Origin of the sequence: Nocardia brevicatena NBRC 12119 (assembly GCF_000308495.1) — a bacterium.
GTDB lineage: Bacteria > Actinomycetota > Actinomycetes > Mycobacteriales > Mycobacteriaceae > Nocardia > Nocardia brevicatena.
The window spans coordinates 24,691-50,630 of the sequence record NZ_BAFU01000050.1; the positions used below are offsets into that span (position 1 = coordinate 24,691).

The 25,940-nt window shown below is 67.4% G+C and carries 26 protein-coding genes and 1 pseudogene; 16 read left to right on the plus strand and 11 right to left on the minus strand.

What is annotated here, in order from left to right:
* The first annotated feature begins 70 nt into the window (after nt 1-70).
* A complete protein-coding gene (locus tag ON20_RS11005; RefSeq protein ID WP_040835047.1) occupies nt 71-1,042 on the plus strand; it encodes a VOC family protein in 972 nt (323 codons plus the stop codon).
* Between the two features lie 24 nt (nt 1,043-1,066).
* Here the strand turns inward: ON20_RS11005 and ON20_RS11010 are convergent, their stop codons facing one another.
* The gene (locus ON20_RS11010) at nt 1,067-1,741 is read right to left on the minus strand and encodes a TetR/AcrR family transcriptional regulator (RefSeq protein ID WP_306306843.1); all 675 of its coding nucleotides are present in this window, start codon (nt 1,739-1,741) and stop codon (nt 1,067-1,069) included.
* Between the two features lie 187 nt (nt 1,742-1,928).
* Between ON20_RS11010 and ON20_RS11015 the strand changes: the two genes are divergently transcribed.
* Nucleotides 1,929-3,500 carry a succinic semialdehyde dehydrogenase gene (locus ON20_RS11015; RefSeq protein WP_040835049.1) on the plus strand — a complete coding sequence of 524 codons (1,572 nt, stop codon included), beginning with the start codon at nt 1,929-1,931 and terminating at the stop codon, nt 3,498-3,500.
* Between the two features lie 41 nt (nt 3,501-3,541).
* A complete protein-coding gene (locus ON20_RS11020; RefSeq protein WP_040835050.1) occupies nt 3,542-4,369 on the plus strand; it encodes an SDR family NAD(P)-dependent oxidoreductase in 828 nt (275 codons plus the stop codon).
* Here ON20_RS11020 and ON20_RS11025 read toward each other — a convergent pair.
* On the minus strand, nt 4,353-5,201 hold the full coding sequence (locus ON20_RS11025) for a putative protein N(5)-glutamine methyltransferase (protein WP_051162183.1): 849 nt from the start codon (nt 5,199-5,201) through the stop codon (nt 4,353-4,355). The two genes, ON20_RS11020 and ON20_RS11025, sit on opposite strands and share 17 nt — an antisense overlap.
* Nucleotides 5,202-5,283: 82 nt before the next feature.
* Entirely contained in the window at nt 5,284-6,144 is an 861-nt protein-coding gene (locus ON20_RS11030; RefSeq protein ID WP_051162196.1) for a YdcF family protein, read from the minus strand.
* A gap of 177 nt (nt 6,145-6,321) precedes the next feature.
* On the opposite strand from ON20_RS11030, the gene ON20_RS11035 reads away from it, so the two are divergent.
* Nucleotides 6,322-7,173: a bifunctional 5,10-methylenetetrahydrofolate dehydrogenase/5,10-methenyltetrahydrofolate cyclohydrolase gene (locus ON20_RS11035; RefSeq protein ID WP_040835052.1), complete on the plus strand. Its 852-nt coding sequence runs from the start codon at nt 6,322-6,324 to the stop codon at nt 7,171-7,173.
* A gap of 66 nt (nt 7,174-7,239) precedes the next feature.
* Here ON20_RS11035 and ON20_RS40960 read toward each other — a convergent pair whose 3' ends face one another.
* Entirely contained in the window at nt 7,240-7,821 is a 582-nt protein-coding gene (locus tag ON20_RS40960) for a phage tail tip lysozyme (protein ID WP_438803403.1), read from the minus strand.
* A gap of 96 nt (nt 7,822-7,917) precedes the next feature.
* On the opposite strand from ON20_RS40960, the pseudogene ON20_RS40965 reads away from it, so the two are divergent.
* The 6 genes and pseudogenes from ON20_RS40965 to ON20_RS11065 form a co-directional block, all read left to right on the plus strand.
* Nucleotides 7,918-8,307, plus strand: a pseudogene (locus ON20_RS40965) (hypothetical protein); the annotation flags it as partial.
* 621 nt (nt 8,308-8,928) lie between these two features.
* On the plus strand, nt 8,929-9,411 hold the full coding sequence (locus ON20_RS11045; protein ID WP_040835126.1) for a cation:proton antiporter regulatory subunit: 483 nt from the start codon (nt 8,929-8,931) through the stop codon (nt 9,409-9,411).
* Between the two features lie 7 nt (nt 9,412-9,418).
* Nucleotides 9,419-10,609, plus strand: a complete 1,191-nt coding sequence (locus ON20_RS11050) for a cation:proton antiporter (protein ID WP_040835054.1) — start codon at nt 9,419-9,421, stop codon at nt 10,607-10,609.
* A gap of 183 nt (nt 10,610-10,792) precedes the next feature.
* Nucleotides 10,793-11,164: a hypothetical protein gene (locus ON20_RS11055; RefSeq protein WP_040835055.1), complete on the plus strand. Its 372-nt coding sequence runs from the start codon at nt 10,793-10,795 to the stop codon at nt 11,162-11,164.
* Nucleotides 11,164-12,702, plus strand: coding sequence for a hypothetical protein (locus ON20_RS11060; RefSeq protein ID WP_040835056.1), 1,539 nt, complete (start codon nt 11,164-11,166; stop codon nt 12,700-12,702). The genes ON20_RS11055 and ON20_RS11060 overlap by 1 nt, the downstream gene beginning before the upstream one ends.
* Before the next feature lie 4 nt (nt 12,703-12,706).
* Nucleotides 12,707-13,501: an ESX secretion-associated protein EspG gene (locus ON20_RS11065; RefSeq protein ID WP_040835057.1), complete on the plus strand. Its 795-nt coding sequence runs from the start codon at nt 12,707-12,709 to the stop codon at nt 13,499-13,501.
* Between the two features lie 172 nt (nt 13,502-13,673).
* Here the strand turns inward: ON20_RS11065 and ON20_RS39845 are convergent, their stop codons facing one another.
* The 3 genes from ON20_RS39845 to ON20_RS11075 all read right to left on the minus strand — a co-directional run bounded on the left by ON20_RS39845 (nt 13,674) and on the right by ON20_RS11075 (nt 14,846).
* Nucleotides 13,674-13,916, minus strand: coding sequence for an SDR family oxidoreductase (locus tag ON20_RS39845; protein WP_051162185.1), 243 nt, complete (start codon nt 13,914-13,916; stop codon nt 13,674-13,676).
* Nucleotides 13,832-14,083, minus strand: a complete 252-nt coding sequence (locus ON20_RS39850) for an SDR family oxidoreductase (protein WP_083864837.1) — start codon at nt 14,081-14,083, stop codon at nt 13,832-13,834. Before ON20_RS39850 ends, ON20_RS39845 begins: the two co-directional genes overlap by 85 nt.
* Before the next feature lie 187 nt (nt 14,084-14,270).
* Nucleotides 14,271-14,846, minus strand: coding sequence for a TetR/AcrR family transcriptional regulator (locus tag ON20_RS11075; RefSeq protein ID WP_040835058.1), 576 nt, complete (start codon nt 14,844-14,846; stop codon nt 14,271-14,273).
* A 99-nt stretch (nt 14,847-14,945) separates the two neighbouring features.
* On the opposite strand from ON20_RS11075, the gene ON20_RS11080 reads away from it, so the two are divergent.
* Nucleotides 14,946-15,284: a hypothetical protein gene (locus ON20_RS11080; protein ID WP_218002498.1), complete on the plus strand. Its 339-nt coding sequence runs from the start codon at nt 14,946-14,948 to the stop codon at nt 15,282-15,284.
* 157 nt (nt 15,285-15,441) lie between these two features.
* Nucleotides 15,442-15,822: a nitroreductase/quinone reductase family protein gene (locus ON20_RS40510; RefSeq protein WP_438803404.1), complete on the plus strand. Its 381-nt coding sequence runs from the start codon at nt 15,442-15,444 to the stop codon at nt 15,820-15,822.
* Here ON20_RS40510 and ON20_RS11085 read toward each other — a convergent pair.
* Nucleotides 15,734-16,084, minus strand: a complete 351-nt coding sequence (locus ON20_RS11085; protein ID WP_040835059.1) for a hypothetical protein — start codon at nt 16,082-16,084, stop codon at nt 15,734-15,736. The two genes, ON20_RS40510 and ON20_RS11085, sit on opposite strands and share 89 nt — an antisense overlap.
* 236 nt (nt 16,085-16,320) lie before the next feature.
* On the opposite strand from ON20_RS11085, the gene ON20_RS11090 reads away from it, so the two are divergent.
* The 3 genes from ON20_RS11090 (at nt 16,321) to ON20_RS11100 (ending at nt 21,508) form a co-directional block, all read left to right on the plus strand.
* Nucleotides 16,321-17,940: an AIM24 family protein gene (locus tag ON20_RS11090; RefSeq protein ID WP_040835060.1), complete on the plus strand. Its 1,620-nt coding sequence runs from the start codon at nt 16,321-16,323 to the stop codon at nt 17,938-17,940.
* A 433-nt stretch (nt 17,941-18,373) separates the two neighbouring features.
* A complete protein-coding gene (locus ON20_RS11095; protein WP_040835061.1) occupies nt 18,374-19,930 on the plus strand; it encodes a phytoene desaturase family protein in 1,557 nt (518 codons plus the stop codon).
* A gap of 129 nt (nt 19,931-20,059) precedes the next feature.
* Nucleotides 20,060-21,508, plus strand: a complete 1,449-nt coding sequence (locus tag ON20_RS11100; RefSeq protein ID WP_086008965.1) for a three-helix bundle dimerization domain-containing protein — start codon at nt 20,060-20,062, stop codon at nt 21,506-21,508.
* Between the two features lie 28 nt (nt 21,509-21,536).
* Here the strand turns inward: ON20_RS11100 and ON20_RS11105 are convergent, their stop codons facing one another.
* Nucleotides 21,537-22,457 (minus strand): LLM class F420-dependent oxidoreductase, encoded by a 921-nt coding sequence (locus ON20_RS11105; protein WP_040835129.1) that lies wholly within the window; start codon nt 22,455-22,457, stop codon nt 21,537-21,539.
* Nucleotides 22,458-22,669: 212 nt separating this feature from the next.
* Entirely contained in the window at nt 22,670-22,876 is a 207-nt protein-coding gene (locus ON20_RS11110; RefSeq protein WP_040835062.1) for a hypothetical protein, read from the minus strand.
* 410 nt (nt 22,877-23,286) lie between these two features.
* Here ON20_RS11110 and ON20_RS11115 point away from each other — a divergent pair, with 410 nt between their 5' ends.
* The gene (locus ON20_RS11115; RefSeq protein WP_245547173.1) at nt 23,287-24,681 is read left to right on the plus strand and encodes a metallophosphoesterase; all 1,395 of its coding nucleotides are present in this window, start codon (nt 23,287-23,289) and stop codon (nt 24,679-24,681) included.
* Here ON20_RS11115 and ON20_RS11120 read toward each other — a convergent pair.
* Nucleotides 24,644-25,921, minus strand: coding sequence for a phthiocerol/phthiodiolone dimycocerosyl transferase family protein (locus ON20_RS11120; protein WP_040835064.1), 1,278 nt, complete (start codon nt 25,919-25,921; stop codon nt 24,644-24,646). The genes ON20_RS11115 and ON20_RS11120 overlap by 38 nt on opposite strands.
* Nucleotides 25,922-25,940 lie beyond the last annotated feature (19 nt).

Genomic DNA, 25,940 nt, shown 5'->3' on the forward strand with positions numbered 1-25,940 from the left:
AACGGGCACCGATCTATGATCTCGGCGAGCAGACGCGTCACGGCGTCCGGGTGTTGAGGATTACAACAGAATGAACCTGCGCACAACCAGGAAGCTCGTCATCGCGGGGTTCGGCGCGCTGATGGCGTTGCTGCCTTTCGGTGTGGTTCCGGCCATCGACCCCGCGGGTTCGTCCCACGCGGAGAGCGGCACCCCGCTCGGGGTGCCGCGGCACATAGGATTTGTCGTGCCCCGGATCGAGACCGCCGCCGCGCCCTTCGAATCCGGTATCGGTACTCGCTTCATCTCCGCGGTGACCGAAACGGTGTCGGTCACCCTGGCGGGTGAGTCCCGGCCCCGCTCGGTCGTGCTGCGCCGGACGCGGTCGGTGGACGAAGCGCCGGTTCTCATCTTCGAACAGGCATCGCCCGCGGTGGGCCCCTGGGCCGAACCCGGTGCGGCGTTCCTGTCGTACGCGGTGGCCGATCTCGACGCGGTGGGGCGGCGGTTGGCGGCCAACGGGTTCCGGCTCGTCGCCGAGGCGGAGGACTTCACGTTCTGGCGCGGTGCCGGCGGTGTCCTGATTCGATTGATCGCCGGACCGTCGTTTCCTTGGGCGGAACCGGCCGAAGCGGGCGGTCTCGGCTCGGTGCGGTCGTTCACCCTGATTCCGTGCGATATCGCGGCGGTGCGCGACCAGTTGGGGTCGGCGCTGGGGATCCGCTGGAAGATACCCATGGCCGTGCCATTGCCGTGGGAGTACACCGACGGTGGGGTGCGCCCGCTCGTGCACCAGGTGCATTCATCGGATGAAAGGGCGCCGCACCTGAGTGTGGAGAGCCCGGACCCGGCGCCCGTCCAGGTCTGCGCACCGGACCGTACGCCGGTGCATCTGGTGTATTTCACCTCGGATGTGGCGGCGGCCGAGCGTCGTCTGCTCGCGGCGGGTATGACGCATATCGCGCGGGTTCCGGTGATGGTGACATATTTCCGCGCGGGTGAGATCGGCCCGTATATCGAGGTCGGCAGCACCGCGTTCGAACTGGCCGAATACCTGCCCTGAGCCGGGAGGCCGGCGGGGCGAGGTTCAGGACGGAGGGGCCGGGAAGATACCGGGCAGTTCGAGGGCATAGCGGACATCGTCGGTATTGCCCAATGTCGTCAGGACGACGCGGATCATGGTGAGCCGGGCGGCGGCGACGGTCTCCGGATCGGGTTCGGCGCCGGGGTGGGTATCCGCGGAGACGCGGTAGACGATGTATTCGCAGACGTGCAGCGCGGCGTCGAGGTCCAGCGGCGCCGGAACCGGCCGGTCGAGTTCGGCGAATTTGGTGCGGACGATCTGGCGGATATCGTCGAGCGCCCGGTTGCGGTAGCCGGAAACCGGCGAACCGGTGTCGTGGAGTTCGGCGAACAGCGGGCGCAGCATGGGGCCGTGGCCGCGTGCCCAGTCCAGGTAGGCGTCGATGAGACGGATGCCCAGTTCCACACTTTCCGTGGATACGTTCAGCGCATCCCGGATACCGCCCACCAGCCCGGTATTGGAGGCGTCCAGTACCGCGTGCAGGGGTTCGGTGGCGTTGGCGAAGTACCGGTAGAACGTGGGTCGCGCCAGCCCGGCCTGCTCGATGATCTGTGCGACGTTCAGCCCCCGTGACCCGCCGCGGGTGAACACCTCGGCGGTGGCCCGCACGATCCGGGCACGCACGTGATCGGCCTGCTCCCGCGTCTGTGGTGGTCGTCCCCGGCGTGCGGTGCCCATCCTTGTCATCGGCGTCGGCGGCGGTCGGTTGTGGTACCGCACAGTCCGGCCACGGCTCGGGTTATCGTCCGGAACGAAGTGCTTGACACCGTATACGGCACGGCCATTACTCTAACACCGCTGTTCAATGAATCCAGGAGATGTGGCTCCGCCCGCATAGCCGAGAACTCCCAGGAGTACGTCGCCCATGACGACCGCTTCCCGGCTCGCCGATACCGACGCGCTGCCCCCGGACCTGGTGAGGCCGCTACTCGACCGGGCCGCGGCCGGTGGCGCCGCGTCGGTGCAGGTGGTCGCCCCCGCCACCGGCCTCCCGATCGCCGAGTTGCCGCAGTCCTCGACCGCCGATATCGACGCTGCCTTCGAGCGCGCTCGCCGGGCACAGCAGGGCTGGGCGAAGGTCCCGGTACGCGAACGGGCCGCCGTCCTGCGCTGCTTCCACGACATCGTGCTGGCCGAACAGGACATCGTCCTCGACATCGTCCAGACCGAAACCGGCAAATCCCGGGCGCACGCCTTCGACGAGGTCGGCGATGTGGCGGTGAACTCGCGGTACTATGCCGCCACCGCCGCGCGCCTGTTGTCCGACCGTACTCCGCGCGGAGTGCTTCCCGGGCTCACCACGGTACGGGTGCGACATCGACCCAAAGGTGTGGTCGCTGTCATCTCGCCGTGGAACTATCCACTCGCGCTGGCCGTCTCCGACGCGCTGCCGGCGTTGGTCGCGGGCAATGCCGTCGTCGGCCGCCCCGACAACCAGACCGCGCTCACCGCGCTGTGGGCGGTGGACGCCGCCGAACGCGCCGGCCTGCCGAAGGATCTGTGGCAGATCGTGCTGGGGCGCGGTTCGGTGATCGGCGCCGAGGTGATCGACCGCGCCGACTACGTCGACTACACCGGCTCCAGCGCCACCGGCCGCACCATCGGCCGACAGGCCGGCGAACGCCTCATCGGCTGCTCCCTGGAACTGGGCGGCAAGAACCCCCTGCTGGTACTGGCCGACGCCAAGGTCACGGCCGCTGCCAAAGCCGCGGTCCGGGCCAGTTTCTCCTCCGCCGGGCAGCTGTGCGAATCGATGGAGCGGATCTATGTGCACGAGGCGGTCTACCACCGGTTCGTCGCCGAATTCGTGGAAAATGTGCAGAAGCTGAAGCTCGGCGCCGATCTCGACTACAGCAGCGATATGGGTTCGCTCACCTTCCGGCGTCAGCTCGACACCGTGCGAGCGCATGTCGACGACGCCGTCGCCAAGGGGGCCACCGTGCTCACCGGTGGGAGACATCGTCCCGATCTCGGCCCGTACTTCTACGAGCCGACCGTGCTCACCGATGTGACCCCCGCGATGGCCGTCCATCGCGAGGAAACCTTCGGTCCCGTTGTCTCGGTGTACAAGGTGAGCAGCGACGACGAGGCAGTGGAACAGGCCAACGACACCGCCTACGGCCTCAACGCCGGCGTATGGACCCGCAGCCTCGCGCGCGGGCGGGAGATCGCGGCACGGGTCAAGGCCGGATCGGTGAACGTCAACGAAGGTTTCATCGCGGCCTGGGGCAGCGCCGACGCCCCCTTGGGCGGCCTCGGAATCTCCGGCACCGGCCGACGGCACGGGCCCGAAGGTCTGCTCAAGTACATCGACACCCAGACCATCGCCGCACAGCGGCTGCTGCGGATCGCGCCGCTGCCGGGAATGTCGGAAGAACTGTGGGCCAAGACAATGACGCTCTACTTCTGGGTCATGAAAACCCTGCGACAGAAATAGGCCGCACCGAGCCTTGACTCCTCGGACAAGGATATGAACCCATGAAACTCGCTACCGTCGCCGGCAAGGAGGTGCTTGTCACCGGGGCCGCGATGGGCCTGGGCAAGTTGTTCGCCGAGCGGGCCGTGCGTGAGGGCGCTGCCGCGGTCGTGCTCTGGGACATCAACGAAACCGCGTTGAGGGACACCGCCGCCGAACTGTCGGGCAAGGGCGTACAGATCCACCGGCACATCGTGGACGTCTCCGACGCCGAGGCCATCCGCGCGGCCGCGGAAACGGTGCGCGGCGAGGTCGGCGATATCGATGTCCTGGTCAACAATGCCGGAATCGTGCGCGGCAACACATATTTCTGGGATACCGCCGATCGCTCCGATATCGAGAAGACCATGGCGATCAATTCCCTGGCACCGATGTATACCACTCTCGAATTCCTGCCCGCCATGGTCGCGAACGGATCCGAGGCGCGAATCCTCACCATCGCCTCGTCGGCGGCCCTGGTGCACAATCCCCGGATGAGCGTCTACGCCGCCTCGAAATGGGCGGCGCTGGGCTGGTCGGACTCGGTGCGGATCGAACTCCGACAGGCCGGACACCGGCATGTCCGCGTCACCACCGTCTGCCCCACCTACATCAATACCGGAATGTTCGAGGGCGCCAAGGGTTTCTGGCTCACCCCGATCCTGGACCGGTACAAGGTCGTCGAGACCTCATGGAAGGCGATGAAAAAAGGCACTCCGGTGGTGATCCTGCCGTGGACCTCCCGTCTCAACGAGGTGCTGTCGGGATTCCTGCCCATCCGGATCCGCGACTTCTTCCTCGACACGGTGGGCGTGTACCACTCGATGGACGAGTTCACCGGGCGGAAGTAGCGCCCCGGCCATCGAACCGGCCAATGGCGACGGTGGCGTCGCGTTCGGGGGAGTGCGCGATACGGGGGACCAGGCCGTGCTCGGTGAGGATCGCGGCGGCCGCGGCGGCCTGGTCCACGCCGATCTCGATCAGCAGATGGCCGCCGGGGCTCAACCAGGTGCCCGCCCCGGCGGCCACCCGCCGGAACACGTTCAGGCCGTCCGGTCCGCCGTCGAGCGCGGTAACGGGTTCGTGGTCGCGCGCCTCGGGCGGCAGTTGCGCGATCCGATGGGTGGGCACATACGGGGTGTTGGCGACCAGGATATCGACCCGGCCGCGCAGCTCGTCGGGAAGCGCGTCGAAGAGATCGCCCCGGTGCACGCGTGCGCCGATCGGCGTGAGATTGTCGCGGGCGCAGGCCACGGCGACCGGGTCGATATCGGAGGCGATCAACTCCACCGGTCGGACGAGCGCGTGCACCAGGGCCAGGCCCAGCGCACCCGATCCACAGCACAGGTCGACCACCGTGGGACGAGCGGATCGGGCACGGACGAGGGCCGCGGCCTCGTCGACGAGGAACACCGTGCGCTGTCGCGGCACGAAGACACCTGGACGCAGCCCGATCCGGATCCCACCGAACTCCACCCAACCGAGTAGATACTCCAACGGCTCCCCGGCGGCCCGTCGTGCCACCAGGTCGTCGAGTTCCCCGTCCGATCCCGCCGCTGCCAGCAGCAGCCGGGCCTCGTCCTCGGCGAATACACAGCCGGCCGCCCGCAGCAGGGCGGCCACCGTCGCCGTATCACGCGCATGCACCAGGTCAGTGTGTCGGTTCCGTACAGGTGGGCGCATCCGAATTATCTTTGTGCCGGACCGCCCCGGAAGAGCCCGGACGGTGAGACGGCGGTCCGGGCTCTTCCGGGCTTCGACGCGCTCAGCGGGCGGTGGTGAGTTGGAGTGTGCGACCGGCGTCCAGGTAGATTCCCCGCTGCGCCTGCTTGCTCGGGGGCGGCAGCTGGGAGACCAGTTGCTCGAGCGAGGTGGTCGCGCCCACCACGTGTGTGCCCGCGACGATGAAGTCGGCCACTGCGCGGCGGATATGGTTCGGCGATGTCACCACCACCGCGCCCGTCGCTCCGAGATCGCGCAGGATCCGGCTGCTGAACAGCGCGTTCTGCACCGTCGACCCGGCTCGGTTCTCCATGTGGATCCGCTGGGCCGGCACCCCGTGCCCCACCAGCCAGTTGCGCATGGCCTCCGCTTCGGTGATCCCATTGCTGGGGTTGGCGCCGGTGACGATGATCGGCGAGAACGGTGAGGCGATGGACTGGATCCATGCCGCGGTCAGCCGGTTCACCAGTTCCGGCCGCGGCGAACCGTCGGGCAGCAGACCGAAGCCGAGAACCACGATCCCGGTTTGCGGCCCCGCCAGCGCGGGCAGCGGATTCGGCAGGGTGGCCACCGCCGCGCCGACCGCGTGGATCACCCGGTCGGTGCCCGCCGCCAAGCCGCCGTCCACGGCGCGCAGGCGTGCCATGGTGTTGTGGAAGGCGAGCAGGTCGCCGGCGTAATGCGACCAGATGGCCTGCAGCGAGAGCGCCTCGGCGTCGACGGGATCGCGATCGATGAGGGCGCGCAGATCCGCGCGTCCAGCGGCGTCGTTACCGGCGGTGAAATGCCGCTGCGCCGAATTGTAGAGGGCATCCGTGTCCGGACCACTGGCCTGGGCGGGAGAGCTCGCGAAACCGGCTGCGAGGGCCACGGCCGTGGTGACGGCCGCCATCAGATGCCGCATATGCCTGGAGATCTTCACTACTGATGACGCCTTTCCACGAGGGATTGGGGTTTCGGTAGATGAACGGGCAGTGTGCTGAGATGGAGCTTACCTACGATAGGCCCGGTGGCCCCGCATCGGCGGGAAGCACGGCGGCCCGTCATGGGCGCGATTCGGACGACGATAGGCTGGACCCCCGTGGACACCGCATCGCTGCCCGGTAAGGACCTCGCCGCCGCCATCAACACCGACACCACGGCACGCGCCGCCGCGCTGACCCAGCGCTGGGGCCGCGCCCCGCGACTGGCGCTGGTCGTCGCCAATGACGACCCGGCCAGCGTCTGGTACGTCAATTCGCTGCGGAAATCGGCGGCACGCCTCGGAATCGACTGCGACACCGTGGACCTGGGTGCCGACGTCGGTGTCGACACCATTCGCGGCGAACTGTCCGCCCGCAGCGCGGACGCCGAGACCGACGCCATCATGCTGCAGACCCCGCTGCCCGCCGGGGTCACCCTCGACGACGTCTCCTCCGCCATCGCCGCGGACAAGGACGTCGATGGTGTGAGCCCGCTCTCACTCGGCCTGCTCGCCGCCGGCGTCGACGGTTTCGCCCCCGCCACCGCCGAGGCCGTGGTGGAACTGCTGAAACACCACGAGATCCTGTTGTCCGGCAGGCATGTCGCGGTCGTCGGCCGCTCCAATGTAGTCGGCAAACCGCTTGCCCAACTGTTGCTGGCCGAGAACGCCACGGTCACCATCTGCCATTCCCGCACCACCGATCTGCCCGCCGTGACCTCGGCCGCCGATGTGGTGGTCGCCGCCGCGGGCCGGATCGGTCTGGTCACCGGCGATCATGTACGCGACGGAGCGGTGGTGATCGATGTGGGCACCAACGAGGCGGCCGACGGCAGCATAGTGGGGGATGTCGACGCCGAATCGGTACGCGGCAAGGCGGCGGGCCTCAGCCCCGTTCCCGGTGGAGTGGGACCGGTGACCACGGCACTGCTCATGCGTCACGTGGTGCTCGCCGCCGAACAGGGACGCTGACAGATCGGGAAGCCGAGGTCGGCGGGCCCGCCGGGCTCATCGGACGAACCGACCAGGGGCCGTGGTTCACGCCATCTGAGAGACGTCCGGGGCCGGCCGTTCCGATTGGAAGCTGCTTCCCGGAGCGGGCAGACGCATGGTCTGGGAGAACTGGTTCGCATTGGCGATGCGTCGGCCGCGGTGTTCGCCGGAGCTCCGCTCGTAGAACTGGTCGAAAGCAGTCGCGGCCGCGGTGGGTGTCTGCGCGGTTTGCAGATGGGCGTAGGCGTTCGATTCGCTCGTATGCAGTTCGTGGACTATGTAATCGACCTGGACTTCCCAACTACTCGGATCCTTGAGCGGATGCTGCGCGGCGAACTCGTAGAGCCCCTCCAACCGTCCACCCCGCCATTGGGCCAGGCCGTAGGAGCTCTCCCTTCCGTTCCAGGCGCCCGTGTCGAACCCCGGTGCCTCGACCTGAAGGTTGCCGAGGATGCCCACGGCCTGTTCGTGGGTCAGCCCATGCTGTCGCAGGCGCTCGTAGATCTTCTCGGCCGCGGCCTTCTCTCCTCCGCCGAGAGGGTCGGCGTGTCCCACGGCGGTCGTGTACTGCACGCCGTGGCCTCTGGAATGGGAGGAACGCCTCGACGGCGAATGTGACATCGGCATAAGGGGCGGTATAAACGGCACGCTACCGCCTTTACTGCCGCTGTTGACGGGCGGAGGACTGCCGCTGTTGACGGGCGGAAGACTGCCGCTGTTGACGGGCGGAAGACTGCCGCTGTCGGTGGACAGAGGACTGCCGTCGTTGATGGACAGAGGACTGCTGCTGTCGGTGGACAGAGGACTGTCGCTGTTGAGGTACAGAGGACTGTCGCTGTTGGTGGATGGAAGGCTGCCGCCGTTGATGGACGGAGGTGCGGACGGTTCGGGCATATCGATGGGGTCGTGCAACTGGTTGTACGCCTCCGACACTGCCTTTTCTGCCGTGCCGAGCTTTTCATCGATGGCGGTGATGGCTTCGAACTGCTTCTTCGCCTTGACGTTGGCCTTGAGCCCGCTCATCGACGGAAATCCGTCCAAAATATCGCCGGCCTCGGCGAGGAAGGTTTCGGTTGCCCTGAAGGCGGAGTTGCTGGCCAAGGCGGCCTTTGAAGCTATAGTGCCGACCTTGCCGTCCGAGGCGTTCAATTCTCCCTGGTATTGCTGGAACCGGGAGGCCAGTGCCTGGTGTGCGGTCAATGTTTCCGACTCGCTCCTCAGGCCCGGATGTGGCTCGTGGGAAATGGGCGATATCGCGGGGTCGTCGGCGAGAGCCGACAGCATGGTGGGCTCGACCGGATTTGCCTTGCCATTGCCGAGCCTCTCCACCCACCGGCCGAGCACCCCTTCCACCTGCTGAACATAGGATTCCAGGATCGGGGCGCTTTTGTTCTCGACCTTTTCGCCGAGATTCACCACGAGAGGAGACATAGCGCACTCTCCATCGCGCACTGCGGTGGGCGTGTGTCCAATGGAGCCGGAAGGGCGCGGGACCGGACGCCTACATCGGTAGGACGGGCGGCATCAGTGTGTTGTCCCATGGTGTCCGCCTCGCCGCTTCGCTCCTGACTCGGACCGCTGTTTGCCGCCGAGTCCTGCCCGGCAGCGTAAACGGGGACGATATTCGCGCGCCACACCCTGTTCCCGTCGGTGGGAGTCCACCGGCCGGAGGCGTGATTGCGCTGTTCAGCGTGCTTGTAAACGGGCCCGATGGTTCCGGATAGGGTGGATGGTGTGAACGTGGATGTGACCCCCCTCCCGGGAATAGGTGTTCGTAAGGATTTTCCGCTCTCCGGTGTCCGGAGACGGATAGGGGTCGTGGACCACAAGGACGGCACCATCGATCTGATCTTCACCAAGGTCGGTGACCCGGACACCACCACGCAGATCCCGTTGACCGAGGCCGAGGCCGGGGCGTTGGCCAATCTGCTCGGCGCGCCGCAACTGGTCGCGCAGCTACGGGCCGAACACCAGGACATGGAGGGTGTCAATACCCGCCAGCTGCCCATTGCCGACGGCTCCCCCTACGACGGTCGGACCCTCGGCGACACCCGGATGCGGACTCGCACCAAGGCTTCTATCGTGGCCGTGATGCGGGCCGGGCAGGTCCATGCGGCACCGGGGCCGGAATTCCCCCTCACCGCCGGCGATATGCTCGTCGTGGTCGGAACCAGTGCGGGGCTGGACGCCGCCGCCGAGATCCTGACCGAGGGCTGATCGGCGGATGAGTTCAACCACGCTGGCAATGATCCAGCTGGGTGCGGTGTTCTTCGGGCTCGGTGTGCTCGGTCGGATCGCCGCCCGCATCGGTATGTCGCCCATTCCGCTCTACCTCGTCGGCGGCCTGGTGTTCGGCAAGGGCGGGTTCGTCGAACTGCACGAAGCCGATGAATTCATCCATATCGCCAGTGAAATCGGTGTCATCCTCCTGCTGCTGTTGCTGGGGTTGGAGTACTCCGCCGCCGAACTGTTCACCGGAATGCGGCGATCATGGCCCGCAGGTCTGCTCGACCTCGTGCTCAATGCGACACCCGGGGTGATCGTGGCACTGTTGCTCGGGCTCGGCCCCACCGGCGCACTGGCCATGGCCGGTGTCACCTACATCTCCTCGTCGGGCATCGTCGCCAAGGTGCTCAACGATCTGGGCCGGCTCGGTAACCGGGAGACCCCGGTGATTCTGTCGATCCTGGTGTTCGAGGATCTGGCCATGGCCGCCTACCTGCCGGTGCTCACCGCGGTCCTGGCCGGGCTCGGGTTCCTCTCCGGTCTGAAAACGCTGGGCATCGCGCTGCTCGCGGTCACCGTCGTGCTGATCGTGGCCCTGCGCTACGGCAGATATGTCTCCGCGCTCGTGGCCAGTGAGGACCGGGAGATCTTCCTGCTCAAGCTCTTGGGCTCGGCACTGCTGGTGGCCGGTTTCGCCTCCGCGCTCCAGGTCTCCGCGGCGGTCGGCGCATTCCTGCTGGGTATCGCGATCTCCGATTCCACCGCACACAATGCTCTCAAGATCCTGGAACCGCTGCGAGATCTGTTCGCCGCCCTGTTCTTCGTCCTGTTCGGGCTCTCCACCGATCCGCGCAGTATTCCGCCGGTGCTGGGATGGGTGGTGCTGCTGGCCGTGGTGACCACGGTGACCAAGGTGGCCACCGGCTGGTGGGCGGCGGGCCGCGCCGGCGCCGGGCCGCTGGGGCGGGCCCGCGCCGGGACGGCGCTGGTGGCTCGTGGTGAGTTCTCCATCGTCATCGCGGGTCTGGCCGTGGCGGCGGCGGCCGTGCCGGGCGAGTTCGCCGCGTTGGCGACCACCTACGTGCTGTTGATGGCGATTCTCGGGCCCATCGCAGCACGGATTGTCGAGCCGGTGACGGGGTGGCTCACCCGCCGGCCGAAACCTGCCGCGAACGTTCCGGAGGAATAATCCGCCGCAGTTGTCGGTGCCGGCATTCGCCGTCGTCGACGGCCGATATCGGTGTCACGGACCAGTGGCCCGTGGGCGAATTGTGAAATTTTGCTTGTCCACAGCACGGCTTCGGTGGCATTGTCCGGGGCTCCTGGTGGGCGATAGGGTCGCGGAAACGAGCGGACCAGGGGAGGAACGGATATGGCGGGGGCGAACTCGCGGGACCGGTATCGGTTGTCGGAGCGGGCCGAAACGAGGGAATTGATACTCGATCCGGAGGTCGGGACAGAGTTGGCGCGAGCGTGCGATGACTTCCTCGCCCATCTGGAATCCATCCACGACATGGTGGAGCGCATCGCCGTTGTCGACGGATTCGGCCCGTTTCCTTCCGGTCGGGCATTACAAGAGAAGTTCTCGCTCAAGGGAGCCGGTACACCGGGGTCGATCGATGCGGTTCTCCGAGAGCACATCGAAACGATACGCCTGGTCGCCCGTACGGTCGCGGCCTCGCTGGCGGATACATCGGAAGCCGACCGGTCGACCGAGCGGCGGATCATGGGCGTGGTCCGGTGATGATCGGCCGTGCGGGTTACCGGCAGCGAATCGTCGATGCCCAGCGGCGATGGGACGAGGAACGGTTCGCAGCCTTCGCGGACAGGACACCGGTCGGCTCGAACTTCCGGGGAGAAATGGAATCACCGAGTATTCCCGGCCCGGACGACTACGACACCCTGACTCTGGAGCAATTGGTTGCCGCTGTCGAGCAGATGGATCCGGCCGCCCTCCACGCCGCCGGTCGGGTATGGCGTGATATCGGAACCGAACTGCTGGAGGGTGCGCACGCGTTCGACGAGAGATTCCGAGAACCGGTGGAAGGCATGGCGGGGCGCGCGGGTTGGACCGGCTCGGCAGCGCAGGCCGCTGTCGATGGTATACGGCGCTGTACCGAGGCCGTCGCGGAGCTGGCACTGGCCGCGCACCTGATAGCGCTCGGACTGGAGGACATGGCAACCGGACTGGGTCTGACCCGTGCCCTGGTGCCCGCGCTCTGCGCCCGTCCCGACCCGCGCGACAGTGCCCTTCCGACCGAAGGAATCCTGAAGGAGGGCGATTACCTCCTCGAGGAGGCGGAGGACGAGGCGCGCAGAATTCTGCGCACCGTCTATGCCCCGGCTGCCCATCGAGCCGATCTCGGTGTTCCGGTTCTGCCCGGCCCGCCCATGGTGGTCGACCAGGCATCCTTCGAGGCGCCGCCCGGATCGGACGGCAGCGATACGGGCGGGCAGTCCGTAGCGCGTCGGCCGAACGGCGAAGGATCGTGGCCCGACGGCGGATGGCCGCGGTCAGGGGATGAGGGGCCGTGGCCGGGCGGCCGAGAACAGGGCCGACCGGGCGAGAGCGGCCATGGGCAGGACGGTCGAGAGAGTGGATACGAGCCCGGCCGGCCGGAACGGAGCGACCCGGAGAAGGGCGATGATCTCGGGCAGGATCGGGGCGTGGATGACGAGACATCCGGTGCGGCAACAGACACCACGGCACCCGAGGCAGTGGATGCTCCTTCACCCGTCGAGGGCGGCAAGCCGGCGGCTGGGTTTCCGCCCGGCGGTTCGTCGACCGTGCCCGCCCACTCCCTCGCCGACAGCGCTGGTTCACTCGCGCGCTCGAGTCCGCCACCTCCTTTCGTCGCACCGGACCTTCCCGGCATCCGGGACGACTCGGACATGCCGAGCGGTCCGAACGCCTCCGGTCGTGCCGGCGGTGCGACCGATTCCGCGGCCTCGTCCGCTCCCGGGATCCCCGGCCGTAGGAACCCGGGGTCCCCGATCGCGTCGGTTTCACCGCAGCCCGGCCGCGGGATCGCGGATACGCCGCCGCGAAGTGCCGGAACCGCCGGGGTGTCCCCCGCCGGGGCCGCCGGGACACCGCCGTCCCGAGCCGCAGTGGTGGGACTGCCATGGAGCGCTGTCCCGACGACGGCCCGCGGTACGGATGAGGAGAGGGAGAGCCGGTCGGTGGTCAAGGAGTATCTGGTCACCGAGGAGAACGGCGCGGAACTCATCGGCTCCAACTCCGGCGCGGTGACCGTGCAGCCCGTGTGGGCGAAGGAGTGATCCGATGCCCACTTGGCGTTTCACCGGGCTCGAGTTCGAAATCCTGTGGTCGGCGTTCGGCCACGACCGCCTGCCGTATCCCGTGCGTTTCCGCCCGTGCGCCATGGACTTCGACGATCTGCGTCGGCAGCGGGAAGCAGCGGTGGAGGGGCTGCCGGCGAAGTCCTACTCGCCCGATCTGATCGGCGTGCTCGATACCCTGCGCGAACCCGAGGTACGAGTGGAAATCGTCGGCTACAGCGGCGCGGATACGGACGGTGCCGAAATCTCCGACATCTGTCGTTTCCACGGCGCGATCGGCCACGGTCGTGCCGCGGTTCTCGTCCAACTGCCGGGTCCGGATTCGCGTACGGGTGGTGACGTGCTCGTCTCGGCCTGCATGCCCGAGGAGGTGCCTACCCGGGCGGTGGCCGTGCTGCCGGATGTCGCGGCGGGGACTCACGAGTCGGTGCGAGTCTGTCGTGCGGATATCGCCGCCGACCGGCGATATCATGTGCCGCGGTTGAACCGGATCTTCAAACGCCCCCGCCGGTCCATGGGCGAGATTCGTGTCCATCCCGGGCCGGCTGTCGATGCCCGTCCATCCTTCGGCCGCGGGTTCTGGTGGATGGACTATACCGACGGCCGCTACCGCGTCAGGACCGGCGATCCCATCATCGCCGAACCCGTATCCGCCCCGGACCTCGTCGCCGGAATAACACATCTGACCGCCTGCACCCTGCGCTTCCACCGTGAGGATCGCGAGCACGAGAACTTTCTGCGTACTCGCCGAATTCATCGGTCCACAGGTCTTGACTGAGCCCGGATACGGAGGAAACTTGTATACACACCGGAAACACCGAAGAATGCTGCCCGACCGGTGGAGACGTCCACCGACCGTGGTGACAGGATTCAGGATCCGGCCAGGCCCCCGGCAAGTCAGTCGAAAACGGGACCGTCGGTGACGACCGAGGTTCGGAATTCGACGTCGACTACCGGGGACTGTCTGTGTTCGGGAGAAGTTTCACCGCCGGAGCGGCCTGCCGTCGTGGTCCGAGTCGTCCGCGGGCGGCTCGGAGCGCGGTGTAGCCGCCGTCCACAAGGTAGCCGGCGCCGATGACGAACGAGGTGTCGTCGGAGAGCAGAAACGCTACGACCCCGGCGACCTCCGCGGGCCGGTCGAATCGTCTCGTCGCGTGTTTGCTTTCGAGGTATTCGCGGGCGTCGGCCGGCATCTCGGTGAGTGGGTGGCGATGACACCCGGTTGTACCGCGTTGATCCGTAGCCCGAGCGGACCGTATTCGACGGCCGCCGCCTTTGTCATTCCGAGGACGGCGTGTTTGGAGGAGGTGTACACGGAGCCGGGAGCGTCGGTGGCGACTTTCCCGTTGAACTCGGTCATATCTTTTCCGCGGGCCGTGGAAGTGGAGCCGGAAGAGCAGGTCCGTGCGAACGCGGTGCATCCCGCGATCCGGTACTGCCGTGAAGCCGATCGAGCATGTCGTGCCGGTGGTGACGCCGCCTGGAACCATACCCACCGTTCACCGGGCGGAGGCGAACACGACACCGGTTGTCGCCGGTCGCCGGAGTCAGGAGGCCGGCGGCGGGCCGTCGTGCGCGATCCGGTGGACGGCCGGGCGGAGCAGGTCGATGATCCGGTCGGGTGGGGCGTCGCTCAGCGAGTCGAGCCGAAGCAGGTGGCGGGCGATCACCACGCCGATGGTGAGCGCGCCGATCAGTCCGGCGCGGAGGTCGGCATCCGCGTCGGTGAGGTGCCGGGCGGCCTGGTGCTGCCGTTCCGACATGGCGGCGCGCACACTGTCGGCGGCGTCGGTGTGGGTGAGCATGGTGCGGATGGCGGCGAGCGTGGCGGCGTCGGGGGCGGCGAGCTTGTCGGCCAGAGCGACCAGCAGCTGTTCGGCCGCCTGTTCAGGGGAACCGCTCACCGGGGCGTCCGGTTCCGGTACCGCGACGCGGGCGAACAGCTGCTCCTTGGAGCCGAAATAGCGGATGACCAGGCTGGGATCGGTATCCGCGGCGGTGGCCACGGCGCGGATGGTGGTGCGCTCGTAGCCGGATTCGGCGAAGAGGCGGGTGGCCGCGCGGAGGATGCGCTCCTGGGTCTTGCGGCGTTGTTCGGCGCGGGTCGTCGACGGCTCGGACACCTACTCAGCCTAAACGGGTCTCTGCGCCTCCAATTTCGGACAACGAGTGTTGACCGAATGAGTCACTTCGACTAGTTTCGGTCTACAAGCGTTGGCCGAATGGAGGAGTTGATCGATATGGTGCAGACGGCACTGCTCGCCTTCGCGGCGGGTGTACTGGGAACGAACGCGATCCCGCATTTCGTCAAGGGCGTGGTGGGCGAGGAATTTCCGAATGTGATGGGCAACGGGCCGCTCCCCGATGCCGTGGCCGGAGCGCTCGGGCTCATGCAGGCCGTCCTGCTCGGCTATTGGGCGACCCTGCCCGCACACCCGTGGGCGGGATTCGCGGCGGCGGGCGCCGGCGCGCTGCTGATGACGGTCTTCCACGGGAGCCGAGGCGCCTTCCGGGTCAACCAGCGGCTCGGCAAGCCGAATCCGATCGCTGTCCACGGCTGATCCGTCGCCGGGAAGTATGATCGAAGTATGATCGTCGTGGCCGCATGGATAACGACATCATCGAAGAATTCCGGACCGGTCACGGTCGCGTCGGCGGACCGTTCACCGGATACGAGTTGCTCCTCACCGCGCGCGGTACGAAGACCCGGTCGGCTGCATACGAACCGGTGTCTACGGCCGTGGCGGCGACCGCTTCGCCGTGGTGGCGTCCAAGGCGAGCGCGCCCACTGACCCGGACCGGTACCACAATCTGTGCGCTCATCCCGGCGTCACCGTCGAGATCGGGACGACGAGATGTGAGGCACTCGCCGAGGTAGATCGCCCCCGTCCCGAAACGCGACCGCCTCTATCGGCCATGAGAGATCACGCCGCAGTTCGCCGATTACGCCCGGGTCACCGCACGGGTGATCCCGGTAGTGACGTTGACGCCCGTCATGAGGTGACCGGGCTCACGCCGCCGCGGCGCGGCGCAGGGTGCGCATGGTGCCCTCGAGGTCGTCGACGTCGACGACGAGGCGGGTGTAGTCGGTTCCGGTGAGTTCGATACGGATGCCCTTGCCGTCGAAGAAGGTATCCCAGAACTCTTTTCGTCCCTTACCGCGGAAGGTCCCGGCGGCGATCACGCCGGGGAAGAAGGTCCCGGGAGCGCGCACCCAGGGCGGGCGCCGGTCGATCTCGGCAGGGGCGACCGCGGTGATATTCGAGATATCGAAGGTCAGGTGGTCACGCAGCGCCAAGAGCCGGTGCGCACCCCGGACGTGAACCGTGACAGTGCTACCCGTGACTTCGACTTCAACCATCGTGCACCTCCCGATCGCGAGCTGTGAACCTGTTCCCAGGGTGGCCTTCGCGCCTGGCCATAGGCTGTGGCGTTCCTATGAGTTCTCTCAGGATTAACGGTCCGGGCGTTACAGTGCGGGATTTCCGGCCCCGCTGGCGCGTCGACAACGGTTCACGGCAAACTCGATGCCGTGGATCACATGTCATTCGCCCGGACGGTCGCCGCCCGGGCCGCTGTTCGTCGTGGCGGTGCGCGATGAGCACTCTCTCGCGCGGAGAGAACCGTCCCGCTCCCGGTCCGCGGATGACGGTCACCGTTACCTGTTCGGCGTCGGTCGATGTGTCGGCCCTGCTGCTGGCGGCCGACGACAGGGTCCGCTCCGACGCCGATTTCGTCTTCTTCAATCAGCCGGTGGGCCCCGGTGTCACCTACCGGCACGGTCAGGGCGGCGGGGATATGGTCGATGTGCAGACACCCGCTCTGCCCGGCGATATCCACAAGGTGGTGATCACCGCCAGCCTCGACGGCCGCGGACCCGCCACCTTCGGTGCGGTGGGATCGTTGGTCGCGACGATCGCCGGTGAGTCGGGCACCCTCACCTTCCCGGTCTCGGGGCTGACCACCGAGGTCGGTGTGGTGTGTGTGGAGATCTACCGCCGCGGCGGAGGCTGGAAGGTGCGGGCCGTCGGCCAGGGCTACGACAACGGGCTGGCCGGAATCGCGACCGCGTACGGGGTGAACATCGATGACGAGCCGGCGCCGGCCACCCCCGCGCGGCGGGCCGTTCCCGATCCGACCGTGGTGGCCAGGCCGACGAGTCCGCCGGGGCCCGAACAGTATTCACCACCGGTCCCGGGACCCTCCACCGGCGGCGCGTATTCGCCCCCGTCCGCCTATCCGCCCCCGACGGCCGGCGGATACCCGCCCCCGCCCGGTTATCCGCCGGCACCCGGGTATTCCCCCGCCCCCGGTCGGCCGCCCGCACCGGCACAACCCGGACCGGGCGGATATCCGCCACCCGCCGGCTATCCGGCAACGTACGGCAGCCCCTATCCGCAAGCCGGGCATCCGGGCTACCCGACGCCCGCCCACCCCCCGACCCCCGCCCCATCACCTCAGCAAGGAGCGCTGCCGATGCACAGCGAACTGTTCGATCCGAGCCACGCCGAAGTGAGCGGCCTCGGTATCCAGAAACAGGGCGGCAAGATGGTCAAGGTCGGTGTCAACGGAGAGGTGCTGGCCCGCGCCGGGTCCATGGTGGCCTACCAGGGTGATCTGCATTTTCAGGCGCTCGGTTCGGGTGGTATCCGCCGGGCCATCCAGGAGCGCCTCACCGGTGAGGGCGTTCCGCTGATGAAGGTATCCGGACGCGGTGATCTCTTCCTCGCCAATGGTGCCTCCGAAGTGCACCTCATCGACCTGGACGGTACCGACGGCCTCACCATCAACGGCTCGAACGTGCTCGCCTTCGACCCCACCCTCTCCTACGATGTCCGCATGGTGCAGGGCGCGGCCGGCCTCGCGAGCAATGCCGGCCTGTTCAACTGCGTGTTCACCGGTCGTGGCCGGATCGCCATCACCAGTCACGGCACCCCGGTGGTATTGAACGTGGACCAACCCACCTATGCCGACCCGCAGGCCGCGATCGCCTGGTCGTCGAGCCTGCGGACCGGGATCAAACGCAACGACTCCATGGGCTTCGGCCGCCTGTTCCTCGGTCGCAGTACCGGTGAGGGGATAACCCTGTCGTTCGCCGGGCAGGGGTTTGTCATCGTCCAGCCGTCGGAACTGCCGCCGGGCGGGTTCCTCGGCGGTACCGGCGGGGGACAGGAAGCCGGGCAGAGCGGCGGTGTACTCGGAGGGCTGTTCGGCTAGGAATTCCTCCTGGACCATGCTGCACCCCTCCATTCGAGTCGATCAATGACATGACCAACTGCTGCGCGTGCTCCTTATCGCGCGCCACAGCGCACCGGCCGCGGGTCAGGGAGCCTGTCAGGAGCAGACCGGTCCACGAGCCGATCCCGCGATAAAGCGAAGCTGCCTTCACCGCGAAACAGGCCTCACGGCCACAGGGTATTTCGGAGTGTGGGCGGTGAAGGTCGCTCCGGCCTGTGCGTCCGCGGAACCCGGGTGGTCGTTTCGGTCTCTGCTCTGCGGACCTCGGTCATCACCGCGCCGTGCCGCTGTTCCCGCTGCGTCCGTGCGCGGCGTTGTGGACGGGTCGGCGCGGTGGGATGGTCGGTGTCGGACGCTCCGGCCGGACAGGTGGATTCCTGGGGGACGGCGTCTCTTGTGATATCGATGACCGATGGTGACGCGCTCCCAATACGACGTGGTGATCGTGGGCGGTGGACACAACGGCCTGGTGGCCGCCGCCTATCTGGCCGGGGCCGGGAAATCGGTGCTGGTACTCGAACGGACCGGCGAACTCGGGGGAGCGGTGGTGTCGGAGCGGGTGTTCGCCGGGGTGGATGTGCGGCTGTCGCGCTACTCGTACCTGGTGAGCCTGCTCCCCGCCCGGATCGTGCGGGAGTTGGGGCTGCGGTTCGCTACGCGCCGGCGACGGATTTCCTCGTATACGCCGGTGGGTGACGGTGGTCTGCTCGTCAACAACGGGTCGCCCGAGCGGACGCGGGCGAGCTTCGCCCGCGTCACCGGCTCGGACACCGAATACGAGGCGTGGCGGCGGTTCTACGCGATGACCGGCGAGGTCGCGCGAAAGGTGTTCCCGACCCTGACCGAACCACTGCCCACCCGCGGCGAACTCCGGGACCTGGTGGGCGCGACGAGCTGGGACGCGCTGTTCGAACGCCCGCTCGGCGAAACCCTGGAGGGGTATTTCGCCGACGATATCGTGCGAGGTGTCGTCTTCACCGACGCTCTGATCGGGACGTTCACCCACGCCCACGATCCGTCGCTGGCACAGAACCGCTGTTTCCTCTATCACGTGATCGGCGGCGGTACCGGCGACTGGGATGTCCCGGTGGGCGGGATGGGCGCGCTTCGCGACGCCTTGGTCGACGCGGCGCGGGCCGTCGGGGCGGAGCTGGTCACCGACTGCGCGGTCACCAGGCTCGACACCGACGGCCGCACCGCGGAGGTGCGGTTCACCACGGGCGTGGTGGGCGCGCGATACGTCCTGGTGAATGCCTCGCCTGCTGAACTGGCCCGGCTCCTCGGGTCGGCGAACATCCCGAAACCCGAAGGCGCGCAACTGAAGATCAATATGGTGCTGCGCAGGCTGCCGCGGCTGCGGGACACCGCCGTCGACCCACGGGAAGCCTTCGCCGGCACCTTCCACATCGCCGAATCCTATGATCGGCTGGAACAGTCGTACCGGGAAGCGGCGAGTGGGCGGCTCCCCACGGCTCCGCCGTCGGAGATCTACTGCCATACGCTCACCGATCCCAGTATCCTCGGACCCCGAACGGATGCGGTTCACACCCTGACTCTGTTCGGATTACACACTCCCGCAAGGCTTTTCGAGGATAACCCGGATTCGGCGCGTGAATCGGCGGTCGATGCCGTCCTCGCGCAGCTGGACGCCGCCCTGGCCGAGCCCATCCGTGACTGCCTCGCCGTGGACGCCGAGGGGCGGCCCTGTTTGGAGGCAAGGACACCCCTCGATCTGGAACGCGAAATCGGACTTCCCGGGGGTCATATCTTCCACGGGGACCTGTCGTTCCCGTACCGGTCGGACACCGCCCATGATTCGGCCTCCCGTTGGGGCGTGGCCACGGGGCTGCGCAATGTGTTCCTGTGCGGGGCCGGCGCGGTGCGCGGCGGCGGGGTCAGCGGAATCGGCGGGCACAACGCCGCCATGGCCGTGCTGGAGGAAACCGCGCACCAGGGAAATGCGACATGAATTCTGGACCGGAATTGGTTCCACCGTCCAGAGCTGGGAGCACCGGAATCCCTTGGGGCGGTAAGGTTGTCGTTTGTGGTTCGGCCCGAGCCGTTCCGAAAGAGTATGTCCGGCGCCGAGGAGTAATAGGTGGAACTCGATACCGTCCGCGAAGAGAAGGCGATTCGTGAACTGGAAAATCGCCTGGTGAAGGACTATACGGAGATCTACTCGGCCGACCGTGTGGGCACCGTCGTCCACGACGTGCACAAGCGCTTCGAAGGCATGCCGGTTCGTGATTTCGTTCCCATTCTCGTGGAGCGCATCGTCCGCCGCGAACTGGCGCCGAACGACTATTCCGAAAATTTCGAAGACACCGTGGAATCAGCCGACGAGGCGATTGAACTCGCCGCCGCCGAGGTTTATTCGGATAACAATAACGGAAATGTCGAGAAGAATTCGCCCGCCCGTAACCTGCCGGACAACTTGCGGACAATGGTGAGCGACCGACGCGGTGTGCTCACTCTGGCCGGGGTGGGTGTGGTCGCGGCGGGCGCGGCGGTCTGGGCCGCCACCCGACCCGAGTCCAACCCGGCTCCCGCCCCCTTCGCCTCGGCGACAACCCCGCCGACCTTGGTATCGGGTGTGGTGGGCTCGGAGAAGGTCGATTTCTTCACCGATCCGCGCGTGGTGGACGTATTCGAGAGCCATGGCCTGCGGGTGGAGGTCCTGCCCGCCGGCTCGCGGGAGATCTCCACCTCCCTCGACCTGAACCGTTTCGCCTTCGCCTTTCCCTCCAGCCTGCCCGCCGCGCAACGGCTGAAGCAGAAGGTAGGCGTCGGCATCCAGTACTCGCCGTTCTATTCGCCGATGGCGATCGCCACCTTCGGGCCCATCGTGGACCTGCTCAACCGCGCCGACGCGGTGCGACACGACGGTCCGGTGCCGACCCTGGATATCGGAGCCTACCTCGATATGGTGGCTCGAGGCGCCCGATGGACGGACCTGGAGGGCAACACCGCCTATCCGGTACGCAAGGACATCCTGATCTCCACCACAGACGCGCGGACCTCCAACTCGGCGGCCATGTATGTGGCGATGGCGAGCTACGTGCTCAACGGGAACGCGGTGGTGCGTGGGCCCGCCGCCGAACAGCATGTGCTGCCGATGCTGCGGCGGCTGTTCCTCGCCCAGGGGTACACCGAGGGCTCCAGCCAGGGACCGTTCGAGGAGTACCTCACCGTCGGTATGGGTGCTACGCCGATGGCCTGGATCTACGAGGCCCAATACGTGGCGGCGACGGTTCAGGGCCGGATCATGCCGGATATGGTGCTGCTGTATCCGTCGCCGACGGTGCATTCCCGGCACACCCTCGTACCGCTGAACCCGGAAGGTGAGCAGGTCGGCAGCCTGTTGTCCGCCGATGGGACGCTGCAGGCACTGGCCGCCGAACACGGGTTCCGCACCGGCGATACCGCCCGGTTCGCCGAGGTCGTCTCCGAACACGATGTGCCGGTCTCTCGCGAGGTGTACGACATCGTCGACATTCCCGCCTACGACACCCTCGAGCATCTGCTCGACGGTGTGGGCGGCGTCTGACGGGCAGCCGGCCACGCCCGTCGGCGGGTTACAGTTGCGGCATGACCCGTTCGGCGACGAGCTCCAGGTGCGCGAGATCGGACAGGTCGAGGATCTGCAGGTAGATTCGCTCGGAGCCGGCCTCCCGGTACCGGCCGATCTTGTCGACCACCTCGTCCGGGGAGCCCGCGAGCCCGTTGGAGCGCAGTTCGTCGACCTCTCGGCCGATGGCGGCGGCGCGCCGTGCGACCTCGGCGTCGGTCGAGCCCACACATGCCACCAGCGCGTTGGAATAGACCAGGTTGCCCGGCTCGCGGCCCTGTTCCGCCGCGGCCGTGCGAACCCGCTCGAACTGGGCGGCGCTGTCCTCGATCGATGCGAACGGAATGTTGAACTCGCTCGCGTAGCGGGCCGCCAGTCGCGGGGTGCGGCGCGCCCCCAGACCGCCGATGAGCACCGGGATCGATTGCTGCACCGGTTTCGGCAGCGCGGGCGAGTCGCTCAGCCGGTAGTATTTACCGGCGAAGTCGAAGGTATCGCCGAGTTTCGTTTCCCACAGTCCGGTGATGATGGCCAGCTGTTCCTCGAAGCGGCCGAACCTGTCGTCCGGGAACGGGATTCCGTATGCGGTGTGCTCATCGGCGAACCATCCGGTACCCAACCCGAGCTCGACCCGCCCGCCGGACATCTGGTCCACCTGCGCCACCTGAATGGCCAGCGGCCCCGGCAGACGGAAGGTGGCGGCAGTGACCAGGGTGCCGAGCCGGATCCGGCTGGTTTCCCGGGCCAGGCCGGCCAGGGTTGTCCAGGCGTCGGTGGGGCCGGGCAGTCCGTCCGCATCGCCCATGCTCAGGTAGTGATCGGAGCGGAAGAAAGCACCGAAACCCAGGTCTTCGGTGACTTTGGCCACCCGGAGCAGCGTATCGTAGTCGGCGCCTTGCTGCGGTTCGGTGAAGATACGCAGTTCCATACCGACCATCGTGCCGCATCCCCGGCTCCCCGATACGGCCGGTCCCGGCACGGTGTGAGCCGCTTCTCGCCGGGCCGAGCACGATGTCGGCATCCGCTCCGGATTCCGGGGGCCTATGGGACCGGGGCAGGACAACCCGCCATTCCGCGTGTGCCCGCCCAAACGGATGGCGACGCGGTGGGACCAGATCTTTGCCGAGGATATCGCCGAGTTCAGCGAGAACGGACCGAGCGCTCCGTCATGGTGACGGGAACCACCCGATCCGACCAGCCGCACGGCAGGGCGCAGGTGGCGGTCACCGGACACTCTGTGTCTCCGTTGTCGTAGACGCGTGTGATGGCCGACGCATGCGCCGGATAGCCGCACGACGCGCATTTGCCGAAATAGTCGAGGATCTCGTCGGTATGGGTGATCACCACCCGTCGGCCGGTCTTCTGATCCGCCGACGAAACGCGGCAGTAGGCGACTGCGCGACCGTCCCGGTCAAGCGCGGGTTCGTCGACCAGCCAATTCCCCGAGGGAGTTTGGTGACCGGTACGGGCATCTTGCCCGCCGTGCCATTCCCACGCGGTCTGGTAGTGGATACCGTTCCGCCGCGCCCACTCCGAAAGCTTCGCCTACAGACGATACCTAGTGAACACTGATATTTATCTACATATCAACCAACAGCTGGAGACCCCATCCGATATGGGTCGATCACGGCACGGCCCGGCGGGCGTATCGGGTGACGCGCCGTAACGGTAGATTCAGCAGCCACAGGTGCAGTAAGTCAGGAAGAGGCAGTTCCACCGTGGCCATGGTTTCCGTACTCGCAGGGATCGTTCCACCGGTGGTGGTCGCAGTGCTGCACTGGTACCTGTGGCGGCGACTCGTCCGGGACACCATGCTGCCCCGGACCTTCGGTCGGTGGTTCGGCGGTGCACTCCTGACCTTGGGCGCCGTGCTCATGACCACCGCGCTGGGGCTGATGTTGGCCGGGGCGTCCTGGGGAGCGATCCGATTCCTGATGTGGCCGGGACTGCTGTGGACGGCGGTATTCCTGTACCTGCTCATCGGTGTACTGATCGGCGAGGTGGTCCGGCCACTGTTGTTGCGCTCGTTGTCGCGTCGTGACGCGGACACCGTGGCGGCGGCCGCCTCGCCGTCTGCGCCGGCAGCCGCCGCACCGGGCGCCGTGACTCCCGTTCCCGCCGCCGGGAGGGGGACGACCGTACCGGCGCCCACGGTGGAACCGGCCGGTGTGGCGGTGGCGGCCGGTGATCCCATGAGCGAAGCATCGGATTCCTCGGCGGCTCACGCGCCCGCCGGGACGGTGGGGGCCGGGGAGCAGTCGGACGAGATCGACGGTGGACAGCCGTCGTCGAACGTGCCCCGGTCGGATGAGTGGACGGGGATATCCCGGCGGATGTTCGTCTCCCGGTTGGCCGCTGGTGCGACGGTGGCGGCCGCGGTGGCGACGGTCGGCTTGGGAACACGCGGTGTCCTGAACGGCCCGCTGGTGCGGCGGGTCACCGTGCCGTTGACGAAACTGCCCGCCACCGCACACAGGTTCCGCATCACCCTGGTCAGCGACCTGCACCTGGGCCCGGTGCTGGGCGGTGAGTTCTGTGAGATGGTGGTGCGTGCCGTCAACGACACCGCCCCCGATCTCATTGCCGTTGTCGGGGACCTGACCGACGGTACGGTGGCCGATCTGCGCGACGAGGTGGCTCCGCTGGCCGGTCTGCGCGCCCGACTGGGCATCTTCGCGGTGCCGGGCAACCACGAGTACTACTCCGATGCCGATGCTTGGATGGCGTATATCGCCGACGAGCTGGGGATGCGTGTCCTGCTGAACAGTCGGGTCGAGCTCCCCGATTTCGACCTCGCCGGGGTGGACGATATCGAAGGCGAGAAGCTCGGCCGCGGACCGGATTTCACGGCGGCGCTGGCCGGCCGCGATACGAGCCGAGCCTGTGTGCTGCTGGCACATCAGCCCCGCCTGGTGCACGACGCCGTCGATCACGAAGTGGACCTGCAACTGTCCGGGCACACACACGGCGGGCAGCTGTGGCCCGGTAATTTCATTGCTGCCCTGGCGAATCCGACACTGGCGGGGTTGGAGCACTATGGTGCCACTCAGCTCTACGTCAGCCGCGGCGCGGGCGCGTGGGGACCGCCGGTCCGGGTGGCGGCGCCGTCGGACATCACCGTTCTCGAACTCGCCTCCCCGCAGGGGATCTGAGCCCATCGGGCCGGAAATGTCCCAGTAGCGCGTCGAGGCGGGCTATTCGGGGCAACTGCACCGGGGTGAACTCCGGTGGATGGTGGATTTCGATACTCAGCCTGCCATGGTAGGTGCTGATGATGCTGGTTCCGCCACCCGGCTGTTGTCGGCGACGTCCGGTGGGATCGGGCTTGGCGATCATGGTGGATCGGAAGTCGGTGAACCGCAGGCCCGGCGGCACCGGAAACGGTGGTATACGGCCCCAGTTCGTGGTCATGACCGCGCCGGTCCTGCCCGGCGCCGGGGCGGCGGTCGTCTCGGGGAGTTGGAGCGGAGTCTGCTGGATGAATCCGGACGCGAGCCCCTCGCGGAGCGCGTCGCAGATTCCGCGGGCCAGGCCGGCCAGGGTCGGTTCGGTATCGGCGGCGGGCCCGTAGCCGGTGAACCCGAGGACGTTCGTGCCCTCCATCCGGCCGATCGGTGGATGCACCCGTCGGCGCAGGTCCACCGAATACGAACATGTCAGGTCGTGTACCGGAAGGTGTCTCGCCTCCGCCTCGGTGAGCAGCAGTGCCGCGGACACCAGGCCGTGGATGGTCACACCCGTGCGGTGCCCGAAATCCACCAGGGCCGCGGTCGCCTCCCGGCTCAGCAGGCAGCGCGAGGTGACGAGGCGGGGATACGGCCCCACGGCGCACGGCGGCTCTCCGTCCCGTTCCGGCGGGGCGATGACGGGGTCGGGGGTGGGAAGCTTGCGAACTCCACGGGCGCGCAGCAGTTCCTCCACCGGAGTGGGGAAAGGCGCTGCCGGTGGTCGCGGCATCCCGCCCGCCGCCGCCACACCGTAACCGGCCCACAGCTGTTCGAACAGCGCCAGCGCGTGGATGGCGTCGGCGATACTGTGGTGGATCAGCAAGGTCACACTCGTGGTATCCATGCCGCGGACCACGCACACCGTGCACAGCGACCGTCGTTGGTCGGGATCGGCGCCGGTGAGCAGCAGTTCTGGATCCCCCTCCGCCACAGTGAGTTCGGTCTCGGGCGGTCCGGCGGCCACCAGCGCGTGTCCGAGAACGCGATCCGGCACCAGTTGCGCGGCGAGGGTCGGATGCGCGGCCACCAGAGCGTCGAACGCGGTGGTCAGCGCGGTGATATCCAGCCGCCCGGATACCCGGACGCAATATCCGACGAAGACTTCGCCGAAGGCGTAGATCTGTTCGCTCGGCGCCAGTGGACGAATGACGGTCGCTGCGGTCATAGCGGACCCCTCCCTGAGA